This is a genomic window from Streptococcus hyovaginalis DSM 12219, assembly GCF_000420785.1.
GTDB classification, from domain to species: Bacteria; Bacillota; Bacilli; order Lactobacillales; family Streptococcaceae; genus Streptococcus; species Streptococcus hyovaginalis.
This window is the reverse complement of sequence record NZ_ATVP01000002.1, coordinates 48,673-66,526: the sequence shown is the minus strand read 5'-3', so window position 1 is coordinate 66,526 and position 17,854 is coordinate 48,673. Positions and strand designations below refer to the sequence as shown.

The window sequence follows — 17,854 nt, the reverse complement described above, 5'->3', positions numbered from 1 at the left end:
AACCAAGAAAAAGTTGGTTTGTCTTCTTTAGACCCTATTATTCTAGCAAATTCTCCGATTTTGGTCAAATCTTTTCTTTAAGATCTCGCCAACCTCACAGTTTAATCCCCCTCAAAAGGGAGGTATCTAAAAGCAATAAATGTCAATGACCTTTAATTACGTCCTAGTCTGTTCAGTCTAAAACAGCAAAACAAAAGGATCTCCCCCTGTGCAATACAGGACAAGATCCTATTACTAATCATATGGATTACCAGTTGAAGGACCCGTCTCAGGTGATTATTCACCTGATTTTGAAGAGGCTGGTAAAACAAGATTGAGAACGACACCAACAATAGCACTAAGAGCTGTTCCAGACAAGGTCAGTGCCCCTAAATCTAAGACACCACCACCAAGACCTAGAACTAACATGGCACTTGCAATGATGAGGTTACGAACCTGGCTAAAATCAACACGACGTTCGATCAGAACTTTGAGACCATTACTTGCAATAACCCCATACAATAAAATTGACATACCACCCAAAACCGCATTGGGAATAGTCGAAATCACGGCAGTGAATTTTCCAAAGAAAGAAAAGATAATAGCGATTAATGCGGCATTGCGAATAACAGAAACAGAAGCAACACGCGTCATGCCGATTACCCCTGTATTTTCCCCGTAAGTCGTATTAGCGGGACCACCGATAAAAGCAGACACCGCTGTTGCCACACCGTCACCAATCAACGTCCGTTTAAGTCCTGGATTTTTAAGATAATTGCGACCAGTGATCTGTCCAAGAACTGTATGATCTCCAATATGTTCTGCAATCGTCACTACAGCGATAGGGAGAATAGCTAACATCTCAGGACCAAAGTTAAATTGATAAGAATCAAATAAACCTGTTTTGAAAGGCAAGTAGAAATGTGGAAGTTCGAACCAAGCTGCCTCAGCTACGGGTTTAAAGTCCACCAAGCCCAGTAAAGCGGCTAAGATATAACCACCAACAATGGCAAATAGGAACGGAATAATCTTGATAAAACCACGTCCGCTAGTATTGATAAAGGCTGCAATCAAGAATGTCACGAGAGCTACCAAAATATTACGCCAATCCGCATCAGCGACAAATCCCGCATTGGTAACTGCCGAACCTGCTAAACCTAAACCAATAACAATAATCATTGGACCAATAACAATCGGCGGAAGTAACTTATCAATCCAAGTTGTTCCAACCACACTTACTAAGCCAGCGATCACAACATAAATCAAACCAACAAAGAAGACACCCGTTTGGGCAGCAGAGATATCACCACCTAGTGCTTCAATAGCTGTCGCCATTGCTGTGATGTAAGCAAAGGAAGAACCTAGATAGACTGGTACTTTAAATTTTGTAGCAACTTGATAAATTAAGGTGCCTAGTCCTGAAGCAAACAGAGCGACTGAGACGGGCATGCCAAGAATTAAAGGAACCAGGATAGTTGCCCCAAACATGGCAAAAACGTGTTGAAAACTTAAGAGAATACCTTGTCCCAATTCAGGTTTTTGATCCACATCTAAAAGCAGATCAACCTTAGACACTTGAATATCAATAACCGCATGCTCATCAGCAGTTGAATGATGTTGTTGCATAATTCCTCTTTCCTCTGGGTAAAAGAAAATTCTATTCCAATGGAATAGAACCTTTTGTTTACACAAAAGGACCCAGCTATTTTTTGATAGTCATAGGTCCTCGATACTGCATGATCTTATCTGAGTAATACGTCTTTGTCACCTCACAGGATGACATTAAAAACCTACGCTTCTAATATTCTACCACAGTCTTTAAAAAATGGCTACCCTCTTTGATGCCTTTGCTAAGTAAAAACCGAAAACCGATCAAGTAATCCTGATCGGCAAAGAAATTATGGCTTTTCTTTTAAAACAATATTTAAGATGAGGGCTGCTAAAGTCCCTGTTGAAATCCCGGAAGACAGGACCATCTGAATCGGTGTTGGAAGACCGACCAATAATTCTGGACGAACAGTAACACCAATCCCTAAAGCAAAGGCAACGGAGATAATAAGCAATTCACGATCGCCAATTTTAACTGTCGCAAGCGTTTTGATCCCTTGCGCAGCAACCAAACCAAACATGATCACACCAACACCACCAAGAACTGGCTGTGGCATAATTGAAATAAGAGCTGACAATTTTGGAAAAACTCCCAATACAGCAAGGATGATACCTGCTAGAATCATGACATGACGGCTGGCGACTTTAGTCAAAGTGATTAAGCCCACATTTTGTGAAAAGGCTGTGTTAGGACCTGCCCCAAAAACACCTGCAATCAAAGAACCAACACCATCTGCCAACACACCATTAGCCGCACGGTTACTGCTCATTTTTGTGTTTGACACCTCTCCAATAGCCATCATAATCCCAACCGTACTAATGAGTGAAACCACATAGGCTGGAATGAAGGATAAAATAGCTGATAAATCAAAGGTCACACCGTAATGAAAAACATTTGGAAGGGCAAACCAAGCTGCATCATTGACAGCAGACAAGTCTACCTTACCAAGGAAAATGCAAAGTATGTAACCAAAAATCATACCGATAAAGACAGAAGCAGTAGACCAAAGTCCTTTTCCATAATGATTAAGCAAAAGCGTAAAGACCATAATCACAAAGGCAATGCTAATGTTTTCTACTGAACCATAGTCTTTGGCACCTGAGCCACCTGCTGCCCAATCCATACTGACTGGCAACAAGGTAATCCCTATCAAAGCAACAACTGTCCCTGTGATAAGAGGAGGGAAAAATGTCATCAACGGCTTTATGAAACGACTAAGCACAATTTCTACTAAAGATCCTGCAATCGTAGCACCCACAATACCGGCGATCCCAAATCGGCTACCGACGCTAATAGCAGGATTAGCAAAAGTAAAGTCAGTTCCCATCATTCCAGATACACGAGAACCTATTGGTCCTAGACCTTTAGATTGCAGTACCGTTGTCACTCCTGCCACAAAAATAGAAGCTGAAACCATCATAGAGATCTCCTCAACACTTAAGTTCAGAGCACCCGCCACAACCAAAGGTACGGCAATAATACCTGCAAAAGCAGCCAAGATATGCTGTAAGGCCAAAACGATGGAGACACCTAAGGGCGGTTTATCATCAATTTGATAAAGCATCTGTTCTTGTGTTTCTTCTAAAACCGTATGTTTTTCAATAGACATCTTTATAAACTTCCTAATTTTCAAAATGATACCCTATTTTAACAGATGTTTATAAGTTTTACAATATAATTTACGAATAATTGTTGTCATTTTTTGTTTTTCTATCGTTTTTATCCTCTCCCCTAAATAAACAAGGTATTTCGAAAACTTTAACTGCACTCAAAATTGTGATATAGTTAAGAAGATGTAAAAACGAGCAAAGGAAGTATCATGTCTACTATTTCAAAACTAACAAAAGCGTCCCACTTGATTGATATGAACGATATTATCCGCGAGGGAAATCCAACACTTCGCGCTAAGGCTGAAGAAGTCACTTTTCCCCTTTCCGACCAGGATATCATTCTTGGAGAAAAAATGATGCAATTCTTGAAACACTCGCAAGATCCTGTTATGGCTGAAAAACTTGGACTTCGTGGTGGTGTTGGTTTGGCTGCGCCACAACTGGATATCTCAAAACGTATCATTGCTGTTTTAGTGCCAAACCCAGAAGACGAAGACGGCAATCCCCCTAAAGAAGCCTACAGTCTTCAAGAGGTTATGTACAACCCTAAAGTCATCTCTCACTCTGTCCAAGATGCTGCTTTAGCTGATGGAGAAGGCTGCCTATCGGTTGACCGTGTGGTTGAAGGCTATGTCGTCCGCCATTCCCGTGTTACTGTTGAATACTTCGACAAAAACGGTGAAAAACACAAGGTTAAACTCAAAGGTTACAACTCCATCGTTGTTCAACATGAAATCGACCATATCAATGGCATCATGTTCTATGACCGCATTAACCAAGATAATCCCTTTGCTATCAAAGAGGGTATGTTGATTATTGAATAAAGTCAAAAAGTAACTAAAAAGCACTCCGCTATTCATTTTCGGAGTGCTTTTTGAGTATGATTCTCTATTGCTATGCCACAATGGCTTTGGCTACTTCTTCTGTTGTCATGCGTGAGAAGTACTGTGTCGTATCAATGGTTTGTAGCTTTTCAAGGACGTCTTTGTACTCATAGCGAGTACCAACAAGAAGATCTTCAACATCTTTAGCTGGTTTCACCCCAAAGAAGTCTCCGTAAATGGTCAAGCCTTTGATAATGGAGTTTTCGACATTGGCATAAGTCGTGATTTTACCTGCTGGGTAACGAACGGCACGTGAAACCGTGTATTCTGGCGACGACCCAAAAATCCATTCCCAAGTACTAAACTGCTCATCACACGATTTTTGGATTTTAGCCAATTCTTCGTCAGAGAAGACATATTCTGTCATGTCAGGATATTCTGACTTCATTTGATCAAGCAAAGCATCTTGGAATTCTGCGATGGTCATTTTTTCTGGCAATTCGTTGTTGATATTAGTTACACGAGCACGAACTGACTTGACTCCTTTAGACTCGATTTTATCCTTACTTACCTTTAGAGCATCCCCCAAAACAGTCATGTCCACATCAAAGAGAAGACAACCATGGTGCATCATGCGACCATTATGGTAAGCCTGAGCATTTCCAGCAATTTTTTTGCCATCAATTTCAAGGTCATTACGGCCTGAGAACTCTGCTTTAACACCTAGCTTAGCCAAGGTGTCGATAACCGGTTTTGAGAATGTCTCGAAATCAAAGGAACCTTCTCCTGCCTTGTTAGAAATAATCGTGTAGTTGAGGTTATTCAAATCATGGTAAACAGCCCCACCACCTGACAAGCGACGTGCGATATGAATACCGTGTTCATCAGTGTATTCTTTATTGATTTCTTCAAGCGCATTTTGATGACGACCAATGATAATCGAAGGCTCATTAATCCAAAGAATGAACAATTCGTCCTCATCAACTAATTCGCGAAAGGCATAAGCTTCTAGAGCAATATTGTAGTAAGGGTTATTACTGGTATTGACAATGTATTTCATAAAAAACTCCTTTAACTGATCTACGCGTGCAAGCGCTTTTTATCACTATTTAAGTATAATCGAAAAACTGTCAAAGTACAAGATATTACATCAGCTTCGTTTAAAAACTATACAATAACAGATTGATACAGGAGCAAAAACAGATACCCTCGAAAAGCAAATTTCGACAACATTGTCCAAACAAGGTCTTTCCGTTATAATAATCGGATTTAAAAATAACGGAACTATCTTCTAAGAATTCCACCAAAGCATTCTTGTATTTATTCCCTTACTAGCACTTTTAACCATGGCTTTAGTTGATACATTAGCTCCTGTCGATAACTGCACGATCAATAAGCTTACGACAACAAGACACCGCTTTCGATTTTAAGGAAGTGCCTTGTCTAGTTTAAGGTTTAGATGAGCACTATGATGCTCTCCATTTCTTATCAACTGCTTCAGCAATTAGTGAAGAATAATCTTGTGACAAAAAACACCTTCCGTTCGATTTTAACGGAAGGTGTTTTCTAATGTAAGAGTTAGCTAAACCGCCATAGCGGTTAGCGTGTTGTTTCAAGAACTTTAGTCCTTAGAAACAACTACTCTTATTTACGTTTTGGTGGGTTGTGGATAGCCTCACCCAATACATCAGCAAAGGCTTCGTACATAACTTCTGAGAATGTTGGGTGGCCGTGAATTGAAAGAAGAAGTTCGTCTACTGTCAATTCATTTTCCATGATTGTAGCTGCTTCATTGATCATTTCAGCTGCTGCTGGACCAATGATGTGTACACCAAGAATCTCATGGTATTTAGCATCTGCGATAACTTTTACAAAACCTTGATCTTCATTAGAAGCAATGGCACGTCCGTTACCTGTAAAGCTGTTTTTACCGATAAGAATGTCACCGTATTTAGCACGAGCATCTTCTTCACTCATACCAACCATGGCAACTTCTGGGTGTGTGTAAACTGCAGCTGGTGTGAATTCAAGGTTTGCTTTACGAACTTTACCGTGCATGGCATTTTCAGCAGCAACTTCACCCATACGGTAAGCGGCGTGTGCAAGCATTTTAGTTCCGTTAATATCACCGGGTGCATAGATACCTGAAATTGAAGTTTCTTGATAGTCGTCAACTTTGATACGGTTGCGTTCCATTTCAAGGTTGAGGTTTTCAAGTCCGTTCATTTGTGGTACACGACCGATTGAAAGAAGAGCTTTTTCAGCAACAACTTCTGAACCATCATTAAGTTTCAAGGTCAATTGGTTATTAGCTTCAACAATTTCTTCAACACCGACAGAAGTCTTGATGTTCATGCCTTTTTTAGTAAGGATTTTTTGAAGTTCGAGTGAGACTTCTTTATCCATGGCAGGGATAATACGGTCAGCCATTTCAATAACGGTCACTTCAACACCGTATGAAGCCCATACAAGACCAAGCTCGATACCGACAACACCACCACCCATAACAGCAAGTGATTTTGGCATTTCACGAAGGTCGAGAATGTCATCAGATGTTAAAACAAGTTTAGAGTCAATTCCTGGAATATTGATACGTGATACTTTTGAACCTGTTGCAAGGATAATGTTACGCCCTTTGATTGTTTCTGAACCAATTGTAACGGTTTTGTCAGGGTTAACTTGTCCAAGTCCGTTGAACATTGTGACTTTGTTAGCTTTTAGAAGACCGGCAACACCACCTGTTAATTTCTTAACAACAGAGTTTTTGAAATCAACGGTTTTATCCATGTCGATTGTGTAGTTGGTTGAAGCAAGGTTGATACCACGACCAGCTGCATGTTTGATACCGTCAAGGATTTCAGCATTTTTAAGGTAGGTCTTAGTTGGGATACATCCCACATTCAAACATGTTCCACCAAATTCTGATTTTTCAACGATGGCAATTTTTCCACCAAGTTGAGCACCACGGATGGCAGCGTAGTAACCTGCAGGTCCACCACCAACGACGATAATATCGTATTCGTTATCAGCAAGTGGCGCTTTTTCAGCAGCTGGAGCAGCTTCTTGTGCTGGCGCTTTAGGAACTTCAAGTCCTGCTGCTTCAAGGTCTTCAGTTGTACGGGCAACATCAACGTCTGATGCAGCGGATGAAGCAACTTCAACTTCCTCACCGGCTTCACCAATGTAACCGATTGTTTCAGTTACAGGTACTGTTTCACCAGCTTGACGAGTGATTTTCAAGAGAACACCTGAGTCTTCTGCTTCGATTTCCATGTTTGTTTTATCAGACATGATTTCAAGAAGAACATCACCTTCAGCGACAGTATCACCTTCAGCTTTTTTCCACTCGATGATTTCACCCTCGGCCATATCAACACCGAGTTTTGGCATAATAATTTCAACAGCCATTATTGATTTCCTTTCGTAAGATACATTGGGGTATTTGAGAGAAGTGTCTGTCTATTAGTCTTACTGAGACAGACAAGTCTAGAAACTTGTGGTGACCGACTCTCTTTTCACCCATCTTTAGTTTTAATTATAAAGTAGATTAGACAAATAAGCTATATTGTTTCTAATCAGATAAGCAATTCAAATGGATTTTCCATCAATTTCTTGAGGTCAACCATGAATTTAGCCCCATTCATACCATCAACCAAACGGTGGTCAATTGTCAAGCACATTGCCATGATTGGACGTGCGACGATTTCACCATCAACAACGGTTGGCGTTGGGATGGTAGCTCCGACACCAAGGATAGCTGAGTTAGGTTGGTTAATGATTGGGTTAAATGTCTTCGTTCCAAACATACCCAAGTTTGTGATGGAGAAGGTTGAACCAGACATTTCAGCGGCTTTTAATTTACCGCTTTGAGCTTTCTTGATAACGTCTTTTGAAGCAAGAACGAAATCTGACAAGCTCATTTTATCTGCTCCGTGAACAACTGGTACGATAAGACCATCGTCAAGACCTACGGCAATACCTAGGTTAACAAAACGGTGAAGTTCGATGTCATTAGCATCATTGATGAGAGATGCGTTCATATATTCATGCTCAGGTTTCATCAATGTTTTAACAACTGCCATACCGATCAAATCAGTGAAGCTAACTTTAAGACCTGTCTTAGCCATGATTGGATCGATTAACTTCTTACGAAGCGCAATCATTTCAGTCATGTCAATATCATAGTTAAGCGTGAAGGTAGGCGCTGTAAGGTATGAGTTTGTCATACCTTTAGAAATAGCCTTACGCATTGCTGACATTGGTTTATGTTCAACACCTTCAGGAAGTTCAACAACTTTTTCTTCTTTGGCAGGTGCTGCTTCTGCGGCTGGTGCTGGTTTTGCAGCTTCAAGAACAGCCAAGATATCTTCTTTCTTGATTTTACCGTCAAAGCCTGTTCCAGTAATTTCAGCCAAATCAAGCCCTTCAGCTTCTGCCATTTTACGAGCAAGTGGTGTCGCTTTAGGTTGAACACCTTTGAAGTTTTCGACATCTTCTGCATGCACACGACCTTTTGGTCCTGACCCAGGAACAAGTCCAAGTTCAATTCCCATCTCACGAGCGAGACGACGTGCAGCAGGAGTTGCGCGTATTTTGCCACCTTTTCCTTGAGGAGTTGCAGATGGTTTTGGAGTTTCTTTTGGAGCTGGTGCTGCTTGACTAGGAGTTGCAGCCTCTGCATCTTCTTCTGTACGTTTCACATCAACGTCAGAACCCGCAGGTGAACCAACTTCAACTTCTTCACCCGCTTCACCAATGTAACCAATTGTTTCTGTTACAGGTACCGTTTCGCCTGCTTGGCGAGTAATTTTCAAGAGAACACCGGAATCTTCTGCTTCGATTTCCATGTTGGTCTTATCTGACATAATCTCAAGGAGAACATCACCTTCAGCGACAGTGTCACCTTCAGCTTTTTTCCATTCGATGATTTCACCTTCAGCCATGTCAACACCGAGTTTCGGCATAATAATTTCGACAGCCATAGTAGTCCTTTCCTAGGATATTAGGGATTCATCCCTTATTTCGTAAAAATAGATAAGAGGGAATGGGGAATCCTTTCTCACTTCCCTGCTTATCCTAACATCTTCTTGTGGTTAGTTACCCTTGTTAGCCATCTTACGGATAGCTTCTTTAATCTTCTCTACATCTGGTAAGATTGCTTGTTCAAGAACACGTGCGTAAGGAACTGGCACATCTTCTGAAGCCAAACGAACAATTGGATGGTCTAGGTAATCAAACGCTTCACTCTCAGTAACTTTTGTAGCGATTTCCCCAATAAAGCCACCAGTCTTGTAAGCATCGTTGACAAGCATGAGTTTACCTGTTTTCTTAACAGAATCCACAATTATCTCCAAATCAAGTGGAATCAAGGTACGTGGGTCAACCACTTCAACATCAATACCTTCTTCTGCAACTTCTTCTGCTGCTTGAAGAACGCGCTCTAACATACGTCCATAAGAAACGATAGTAAGGTCTTTACCTTCACGTTTGATGTCGCCTTTTCCAAGTGGAATGTAGAAATCTGGATCTTGGTTAACTTCTTCTTTTTTACCGTAGAGGGCTTTTGGCTCCATGAAAATAACAATGTTGTTATCTTGAATTGATGATTTCAAAAGACCTTTGGCTTCATTAGCATTTCCTGGAGCAACAACTTTGATACCTGGGATATGAGTCAACCAAGCTTCTAATGATTGTGAGTGTTGTGCGGCAGAACCGATACCAGAACCTGATGCCACACGGAAGGTAACAGGTGTTTTAAGACCTCCACCAAACATGTAGTTGTTTTTAGCACCGTTGTTAACGATAGCATCCATCATGATAGTGATAAAGTCCATGAAGGTAACGTCAACGATGGGACGAAGACCTGTGATGGCCGCACCAATAGCAGCACCAGAAATAGCAGCCTCTGAGATTGGTGTATCTTTGACACGTTTTGCTCCGAATTCCTCTAGCATGCCTACTGAAGTACCGAAGTCACCACCGTAAATACCAACATCCTCACCCATAAGGAAGATGTTTTCGTCTTTACGCATTTCTTCAGACATAGCAAGGTTTACGGCTTCACGCAATGCCATTAATTTTGTTTCAGTCATTTTATTTGTTCCTCTACCTTTCTACTCTTAGTCAACCCAAACATCTTCAAATGCTACTGAAAGCTCTGGGAATGGGCTATTTTCAGCAAACTCATAGGCTTCATCGACTTCAAGTTTTACTTGTTCTTGGATAGCATCCAATTCTTCATCTGTAGCAATACCTTCAGAAGTCAAGTAAGTGCGGTATTTAATCATTGGATCTTTTTCTTTCCATTCTGCCACTTCTTCTTTAGTACGGTATTTACCAGCATCAGAAGTTGAGTGACCAAACCAACGATAAGATTCAACCTCAACAATAGCAGGACCATTGCCACCACGAACGTGTTCAACAGCTTTGCCCATTGTTTCATAAACGGCTAAAACGTCATTGCCATCTTCGCAGTAGAATCCAGGGATACCGTAAGCCTCTGCACGAGTGTAAAGGTGAGGTGTATTTGTCGCATTATGGATATCCATAGAAATACCATAACGGTTGTTAATGATAAAGAAGATAACAGGCAATTTCCAAGTGGCAGCCATATTTACTGATTCGTGGAAAGAACCTTCATTTGTAGCACCGTCTCCTGAAAATGCGACTGCAATGTTACCTGTCTCTTTGTATTGTTGTGTCAGTGCAGCTCCTGTAGCAAGGGCAAAACCACCACCAACGATACCATTTGTTCCGTAGTTTCCTTTTTCAAAATCAGCCAAGTGCATTGATCCACCACGACCTTTAGAAACACCAGTAGCTTTACCAGCAAGCTCTGCCATCATACCTTTAAGATCCATATCTTTAGCGATAGACTGACCATGACCACGGTGATTTGAGAAAATAAGATCTTCATAGCTCAAGTGTGCAACAGCACCGACATTGGCTGCTTCTTCTCCAACTGAGAAGTGGGTCATTCCTTGAACAAAACCGCGACGAACGAGCTTGTTGATACGCATATCAAATTCACGGATACGTTCCATTTTCAAAAACATATCCATATGTTGTTCTTTAGACAAAGTAACCATACTGTCCTCCAATAATATATTAGTCGTCTTCCATGATAACGTAAATATTCACAATTTGCAAGAAAATGAAACGCTTACTATCCTATAACACCTGCGTTTCAATCTTTTAATAGTTAGTGATTTCACAAACTATCACAACCTTTTCCTGGACGCTATTTAGGCCTCCATTTATCAGTATATTCCTTACGCATCATCTCTATGACGGCACTAAAATGAATAGCAAAAAACGAGCCAAATAGACCATTAAAACACTTCTAAGATCACTAAAAAATCCCCTAACGAAAGCATAATATGCCAACTTAGGAGATTTGTTTTATAGCGTCAATTGTTCAGACAAAAGGCTTAAGCAAGAGCAGCAAGAAGCGCTTCTACTTGTTTGTCCAATTCTGCAGCAACTTCTTCTGATGCTACAAATTTACCGTCAGCCCATGCTGAATCGTTCACTTTTGATGTTGTAAACTGATCAACAAGGTTTGTGCGGATAAATGGAAGAAGTGAGCGGTATTGATCACCAGCTTGCTCATGTCCACCATTAGCAACAAGTGATACAGTAGTTACTTTATTGTGAATAGCTGACTCTGCTGCCGGGTTTGTTGGGTCAAGTGAACGTGACAACCAGTCAAGAAGGTTTTTCACTGTACCAGGCATGGCAAAGTTATAAACAGGTGAGAAGAACCAGATAGCATCTGCTGCTTGAACAGCTTCGCGAGCTTTAGCCACAGAAGCTGGAACAGTTGCTTCTAAATCTTGTGAAAAGACAGGAACATCTGAATAGTCTAAGTAAGAAACGTTAGCTTTTCCTTCAAGAGCTTTTTCAGCTAGTTCAGCCATCTGATGATTAAATGATCCTTTACGTAGTGATCCAACAACGAATAAAATATTTTTCATGGTTTCCCCTTTAAATTTTAGAATTATGATAACTGACGTATTTCCATGTCACAATTATCACTATGTAGATATAATATCAAACTCCTTGTTGTTTGTAAAGTACTAACTATTATAAATTTTTAAATTTCTTGAGTAGTTCAATTAATTGCAATTGTTCGTCGTGTGTTAAGACAGACATGGTGTTTTCAACATTTTTAACGTGTTCAGGTAAGACTTTTTCAATTAAGGCACGGCCTTCATCTGTCAAACCGATAACAAATGAGCGTTTATCAGCATCATCCTGCTCGCGGTAAATCCAGCCATTACGTCCCATATTTTTCAGAACAACAGTCATATTTCCAGACGTTGCTAATACCGAATCGATGAGTTTACTAATGCTCATTTCCCCTTTGGTATTAAGTACCTCAAGTACACTAAACTGGGTCGGAGTGATTTGGTATTTTTTAAAAATACCGGCATTTTGGGCATCCAGTGTTCTCTCAGCCTTTCGGAATACTACCATCGTTTTTAAGGGGATATTATTATCCAACTGACTCATTCTAATCTCCTTCTTTTTCTATTACTAATCAGTGACATCATAACATCAAGGGGCTTGTTCGGTCAAGTAAAAACAAGGATTTAGCGCTCTAAATCCTTGTTTTACGCATGTCCAGATACTAAGCCTTAAAAGAAATCATCAAAGAGGCTCAATTGGTTATCCTCCGGAAGATTACCAAGAATACCCATATCAGACATTTTTTCAACTAAAGTCGATGATAGACCACCGCGTTTGCGAAGTTCTGTCTTAGATAGAAATTCTCCTTCTTCACGAGCTCGAACCACTTGTTTAGCAACGTTTTCCCCTAGTCCTTCAAGTGCTACAAACGGAGGAATCAGCGTGTCCCCTTCAATGATGAATTCAATAGCTTTACTCTTATAGAGATCTAACTTCCCAAACTTGTAGCCACGCTCTAACATCTCATTGACTAACTCAAGCGTTGTGAAGAGGTCATTCTCCACATTGGTCGCCTCGTTACGTTGTTTCTTCTCAGTGATATCCTTCATACGGGCCTTGACAGCTTCCAAACCACCACTCATGGTTTTAAGCTCAAAAGCCTTGGCACGAATGGAGAAGTAAGCACAATAATAATAAAGGGGATGGTGAACCTTGAAATAGGCCACACGAAGGGCCATCAGAACGTAGGCTGCCGCATGGGCTTTAGGGAACATGTACTTGATTTTTCCACAAGACTCGATGTACCAGTCTGGCACGTTATTATCGCGCATGGCTTGGATATAACCATTACGTTCATCTTCAGGAATCTTCAACCACAAGCCCTTACGCACGCGCTCCATGATAGTAAAGGCCATCTTAGGCTCCAAACCTTGGTGCATGAGGTAAACCATGATATCATCTCGACAACCGATCACGGTTGATAGGTCAGCTATCCCTTGCTTTATCAAGTCTTGTGCATTACCTAACCAAACATCCGTACCATGGGACAATCCTGACAGTTGAAGCAATTCCGCAAAAGTTGTTGGGCGTGTTTCATTGACCATGCCTCGAACGAAGTTGGTACCAAACTCTGGAATACCCAACATGCCTGTCGGCGTACCAATCTGCTCCTCAGTCACCCCAAGGATCTCAGTACCTGAAAAGAGGGCCATAACCCCTGGATCATCAGGTTGAATCTCAGAAGGATCAATACCCGATAAGTCTTGAAGCTTCCGAATCATGGTCGGGTCATCATGTCCTAGAATATCGAGTTTTAAGATATTTTCATCGATATCGTGGAAGTTAAAGTGGGTGGTCTGCCATTCTGCAGAGGTATCATCTGCCGGGTATTGAACAGGTGTAAAATCATAGACATCCATATAATTTGGAATAACGACGATACCACCTGGATGCTGACCAGTTGTTCGTTTTACGCCTGCTGCTCCTTTAGCCAGACGGTCCACTTCGGCATCACGGTAGAATTTACCATAATCACGTTCATAACCCTTTACAAAACCATAGGCTGTTTTATCTGCAACCGTACCAACAGTCCCCGCACGAAAGGCATACTCTTCACCAAAAATATCACGAACATCCAAGTGAGCAGACGCTTGATCATCACCCGAGAAGTTCAAGTCAATATCGGGCACCTTGTCCCCATCAAAACCAAGGAAGGTTTCAAAAGGAATATCTTGACCATCTTTTTGATAGAGGGTACCACATTCAGGACAATCTTTGTTTGGCAAATCATAGCCTGAACCATAGGATCCATCCGTAATAAATTCACTGTGTTGACAGTTTGGACAGACATAGTGCGGTGGCATGGGATTAACCTCGGTGATGCCAATCATGGTCGCAACAAAGGAAGAGCCAACGGAACCACGAGATCCAACCAAGTAGCCTCGCTCGTTAGAACGGTTAACCAACATCTGAGACGCCAGGTAAATCACCGCGAAGCCATTACCCAAGATAGATGACAGTTCTTTTTCAATACGCAGGTCAATAATATCAGGTAAAGGATTGCCATATACTTCGAAGGCTTTTTGGTAGGTCAACTCCGCAACTGTCTCCTCAGCCTTATCAATGTAAGGGGTGTAAAGGTCTCCCTTGACCACCTCGATATGATCAAAACGTTCTGCAAAGTCTTGCGTGTTAGTGACAACAAGCTCATAAGCTAGCTCTTTGCCTAAAAAGGCAAACTCATCCAACATTTCATTAGTCGTTCTAAAGTGAGCCTTTGGTAAGGGAGCTGGCATAGCTCCTTCACCACGTCCAATAGTACGGTTAATCATAGCACCTTGCCCTAGGCTACGGACGATGATTTCACGGTAAATTTCTTCTTCTGGCTCGATGTAATGAACATTCCCTGTTGCAAGAACTGGCTTATCTAAACGGCGGCCAACTTCGATGAGATTTTGAATGGCTTCTTGAATGCCTGTTTCGTCCTTAATCGTTCCTTGCGTTAAAAGCGGCGCATAGATGGCTGGAGGCATGATTTCAATAAAATCATAGTATTTAGCAGCTTCTACCGCTGCATCAACTCCCTTGGTCAAAACTGCATCAAAGACCTCCCCCTCAGAGCAGGCTGAGCCAAGTAGTAAGCCTTCTCGGTGGGCATTCAGAACTGTCCGTGGAATACGAGCAACTCCTTCAAAGTACTTAACATTTGAGAGAGAGACTAATTTAAACATGTTTTTAAGACCAACCTGGTTTTGGACATAGAGCGTTGCATGTTTAACCCGGGCCTTTTTATAAGAGTCTTCTGCCACCAGCTTGGTATTAAGATCTGCCATATCTGTGATACCATGACGATCCAAGACATCATTAATGAAGATAAAGAGCAAGCGCCCCGTTGCCTCGGCATCGTAGTTGGCCATGTGATGGTGCTCAAGGGCAACTTGGAAACGTTTGGTTAAAGGTCCTAAACCATGGCGTTTATACTCTGGATAGAGGTTTCGAGCAAATTCTAGGGTATCAATGACAGGCTGAGTAATTAGAGGCAAGCCATTACGTTCATAGTTGGCGTTCATAAAGCCAACGTCAAAGGTAGCATTGTGGGCAACTAAAACGGTGTCCTGGCAGAAGGCTTGAAACTCTTCTAAAACTTGTTTTAATGGTTTTGAGCCTTGAACGTGCTGGTCAGTAATACCTGTTAGCTCCGTTGTAAAGGCAGATAGCGGATGACCCGGGTCAATGAATTCATCGAACTGCTCGATGATATTCCCCTTATGCATCTTTGATGCGGCTATCTGAATAAGGTCGTTATTAACTGCTGATAGGCCCGTCGTTTCGACGTCGAAGACCACATAAGTGGCTTCTTTTAAGGGCATTGAAACCTCGTTGTAGGTAATAGGGACGCTATCTTCTACAATGTTAGCTTCCATCCCAAAGATAGCCTTAATCCCTAATTTCCGAGCTCTGTGATAGCCGTGAGGGAAACTCTGAACATTGGCATGGTCTGTGATTGCAATAGCAGGGTGACCCCATTCAGCAGCCTTATCGATGAGTTCTTCAACAGTTGGCAAAGCATCCATGGTAGACATATTGGTATGGGCATGAAATTCGACACGTTTTTGATCATCTGGCATCAAATCTTTGCGTGGCGTGTGGCTAATCTCTTTGACTTGCTGCACATTCATGGTCAGGCTCTTGGTGAAAGGATTGTTTTCGATATTTCCTTGCACACGAAGCCAAGCCCCTTTAGCAATCATGTCATATTTTTTAAGGTCATCGTCATCCTTGGCCCACTTTTGCATGGCAAAGCTAGAGGTGTAGTCGGTCATCTTAAAGTTAATAATGTGGCGACCTGTGCGTGTGGTTTTCTTCTCGACATCAAAAACCATCCCCTCAAAGACGATACGATTTTCTTCAGTTTGGATATCAATCATTGGCGTGATTTCTGCTTTTTCAAATCCCGCTTGGCGTTTAGCTGCTCTTTCTTTGTAGTCAAAAGCTGGAGCTGCTTTAGGTTCTTCTGGTGGAGGACCCGCCGCTTCCAAGGCTTTCTGAGCCTCAAGATTCTCTTGAACAGCCTGCTCTAAAATCGCTTCGCGATTGCTTTCAAAAGACGACTTTAAATCCTCTGTCATTGCTTGATCTGAAACAACTTCAAAAGCTAAGTCACCAAAGCCAAACATTGCCATTTGCTGCGCTAATTTAGGAATGTGATTCTTTTTGAAATGCTCATTGTCAACATAGTCTGGTCCGGTAATAATGACCTTTTGCCCATCATAGGCGACTTGTAGTTTTGAAAAGGTTGCTTTAAATCCCGCACTTCCACAAAGCGTATGTTCAAATGCCTCATGGTAGTAAGCTTGTAAGAGTTCCTGATCAAACTCAGGATTAGCAACTTTAATATCAAAAGAAGCCTTGATATCCGCATTTTTAAAGGTTGATACCAGGCGCATCTCAAGCTCACGGTAAAGCTCGATGGGCAGGATCTGCTCAAAGGAAAAATGAAAGTCCCAACGACGACTGAGAGAGTGTACCTTAACTTCGATAATGTCCGCAGACGAAAAAGCCTCTGAACGACGATCTTCCAGCGGCATTTCAATCTGTTCCATCAGTTTTTCAAACAAGTCTGACATGATTTCTCCTTGATAGTAACTGCTACTATTTTAACACAGATACCCTCATTTTTGGCAGATAAAAAGAGTTGTATTTCCAACTCTTCCTCATATTTAACGGTAGATACGGACAAAGCCATTATGGGACTGATCTATCAAGATATCTGCTTTTTAGAATAAGAGGCTCTAAATAATGATGAATATTGCTGGCGGCGTATCTGATGCGTTTTTTCAATAAATGCAGCATCCCTATGACGTTCTTTCGTATCTCTTGCTAAACGCCTTGACAATTCTGTCTTATCATCTGTAAAGTAGACAATGGTCAAATCAAACAAGTCATCTGGCAAAAACGAAGCGCTCATTCCTTCCACAATTAGGATCGGCTTCCTGCCATCTAAAACCGTCGATGGTGACTAGGGTTCATTAATTGTTAAAATAGACACTCCTTTTTGAAGAGCCAGAATATCCCTTGCTAAACTCTTTAGTTCATGAACGATCGGTATGCTCACTCTGACTTTTTGACCCGGGAAATCCTTTGGAACAACAAGTTGTCGATGGTCCGCTGAGGCAATATCAGGATCAGTCTCTAAAAAATCAGTCTGACTACCTAAACAATCCGCTATTTCCCTAACCCAACGAGACTTCCCAGATGAACCGTGACCTATCACCCTAACCGATATGGATTTTTTATCTAATAATTGTAATTGTTTTGACAGATGTTCTATAAATTCAGAACGTTCCATATGACACCTCGTTTGCCAAATCGTATATCGTAATTGCCAAAAACCAAAGAAAAAAATGAGACTGAAACATCGT

At 41.4% G+C, this 17,854-nt stretch carries 10 protein-coding genes and 3 pseudogenes; 1 reads left to right on the top strand and 12 read right to left on the bottom strand.

From position 1 onward, the window contains the following. Positions 1-276: 276 nt before the first annotated feature. Both G574_RS0101555 and G574_RS0101550 read right to left on the bottom strand, forming a co-directional pair. Positions 277-1,605, bottom strand: a complete 1,329-nt coding sequence (locus tag G574_RS0101555; RefSeq protein ID WP_029690656.1) for a uracil-xanthine permease family protein — start codon at positions 1,603-1,605, stop codon at positions 277-279. A 272-nt stretch (positions 1,606-1,877) separates the two neighbouring features. After that, positions 1,878-3,197: a nucleobase:cation symporter-2 family protein gene (locus G574_RS0101550; RefSeq protein WP_029690655.1), complete on the bottom strand. Its 1,320-nt coding sequence runs from the start codon at positions 3,195-3,197 to the stop codon at positions 1,878-1,880. 210 nt (positions 3,198-3,407) lie between these two features. On the opposite strand from G574_RS0101550, the gene def reads away from it, so the two are divergent. Next, the gene (gene def, locus G574_RS0101545; RefSeq protein ID WP_029690654.1) at positions 3,408-4,022 is read left to right on the top strand and encodes a peptide deformylase; all 615 of its coding nucleotides are present in this window, start codon (positions 3,408-3,410) and stop codon (positions 4,020-4,022) included. Positions 4,023-4,092: 70 nt separating this feature from the next. On the opposite strand, the gene lplA is transcribed toward def, so the two are convergent. From lplA to G574_RS10675, 10 genes and pseudogenes are all read right to left on the bottom strand, one after another. Next, positions 4,093-5,082, bottom strand: a complete 990-nt coding sequence (gene lplA, locus G574_RS0101540) for a lipoate--protein ligase (RefSeq protein ID WP_029690653.1) — start codon at positions 5,080-5,082, stop codon at positions 4,093-4,095. A 584-nt stretch (positions 5,083-5,666) separates the two neighbouring features. Next, positions 5,667-7,430, bottom strand: a complete 1,764-nt coding sequence (gene lpdA / locus G574_RS0101535; RefSeq protein ID WP_018381009.1) for a dihydrolipoyl dehydrogenase — start codon at positions 7,428-7,430, stop codon at positions 5,667-5,669. Positions 7,431-7,597: 167 nt separating this feature from the next. Beyond that, positions 7,598-8,641: pseudogene (locus G574_RS0101530) on the bottom strand (dihydrolipoamide acetyltransferase); the annotation flags it as partial. A gap of 113 nt (positions 8,642-8,754) precedes the next feature. Next, a pseudogene (locus G574_RS11995) lies at positions 8,755-9,004 on the bottom strand (biotin/lipoyl-containing protein); the annotation flags it as partial. Between the two features lie 111 nt (positions 9,005-9,115). Further along, the gene (locus G574_RS0101525) at positions 9,116-10,114 is read right to left on the bottom strand and encodes an alpha-ketoacid dehydrogenase subunit beta (RefSeq protein ID WP_029690651.1); all 999 of its coding nucleotides are present in this window, start codon (positions 10,112-10,114) and stop codon (positions 9,116-9,118) included. Positions 10,115-10,141: 27 nt separating this feature from the next. Continuing rightward, positions 10,142-11,110, bottom strand: coding sequence for a thiamine pyrophosphate-dependent dehydrogenase E1 component subunit alpha (locus tag G574_RS0101520; RefSeq protein WP_029690650.1), 969 nt, complete (start codon positions 11,108-11,110; stop codon positions 10,142-10,144). 342 nt (positions 11,111-11,452) lie between these two features. Further along, positions 11,453-11,998: an NADPH-dependent FMN reductase gene (locus G574_RS0101515; RefSeq protein WP_029690649.1), complete on the bottom strand. Its 546-nt coding sequence runs from the start codon at positions 11,996-11,998 to the stop codon at positions 11,453-11,455. A 109-nt stretch (positions 11,999-12,107) separates the two neighbouring features. Continuing rightward, positions 12,108-12,536 carry a MarR family winged helix-turn-helix transcriptional regulator gene (locus G574_RS0101510; protein ID WP_029690648.1) on the bottom strand — a complete coding sequence of 143 codons (429 nt, stop codon included), beginning with the start codon at positions 12,534-12,536 and terminating at the stop codon, positions 12,108-12,110. 125 nt (positions 12,537-12,661) lie between these two features. Next, a complete protein-coding gene (locus tag G574_RS0101505) occupies positions 12,662-17,059 on the bottom strand; it encodes a PolC-type DNA polymerase III (RefSeq protein ID WP_029690647.1) in 4,398 nt (1,465 codons plus the stop codon). Positions 17,060-17,152: 93 nt separating this feature from the next. Continuing rightward, a pseudogene (locus tag G574_RS10675) lies at positions 17,153-17,781 on the bottom strand (phosphoribulokinase). Positions 17,782-17,854 lie beyond the last annotated feature (73 nt).

What these genes read in the sequence shown, in the direction of transcription:
- G574_RS0101555 (WP_029690656.1), bottom strand. Translation starts at nt 1,605, where the DNA reads ATGCAACAACATCATTCAACTGCTGATGAGCATGCGGTTATTGATATT.
- G574_RS0101550 (WP_029690655.1), bottom strand. Translation starts at nt 3,197, where the DNA reads ATGTCTATTGAAAAACATACGGTTTTAGAAGAAACACAAGAACAGATG.
- def (WP_029690654.1), top strand. Translation starts at nt 3,408, where the DNA reads ATGTCTACTATTTCAAAACTAACAAAAGCGTCCCACTTGATTGATATG.
- lplA (WP_029690653.1), bottom strand. Translation starts at nt 5,082, where the DNA reads ATGAAATACATTGTCAATACCAGTAATAACCCTTACTACAATATTGCT.
- lpdA (WP_018381009.1), bottom strand. Translation starts at nt 7,430, where the DNA reads ATGGCTGTTGAAATTATTATGCCAAAACTCGGTGTTGATATGGCCGAG.
- G574_RS0101525 (WP_029690651.1), bottom strand. Translation starts at nt 10,114, where the DNA reads ATGACTGAAACAAAATTAATGGCATTGCGTGAAGCCGTAAACCTTGCT.
- G574_RS0101520 (WP_029690650.1), bottom strand. Translation starts at nt 11,110, where the DNA reads ATGGTTACTTTGTCTAAAGAACAACATATGGATATGTTTTTGAAAATG.
- G574_RS0101515 (WP_029690649.1), bottom strand. Translation starts at nt 11,998, where the DNA reads ATGAAAAATATTTTATTCGTTGTTGGATCACTACGTAAAGGATCATTT.
- G574_RS0101510 (WP_029690648.1), bottom strand. Translation starts at nt 12,536, where the DNA reads ATGAGTCAGTTGGATAATAATATCCCCTTAAAAACGATGGTAGTATTC.
- G574_RS0101505 (WP_029690647.1), bottom strand. Translation starts at nt 17,059, where the DNA reads ATGTCAGACTTGTTTGAAAAACTGATGGAACAGATTGAAATGCCGCTG.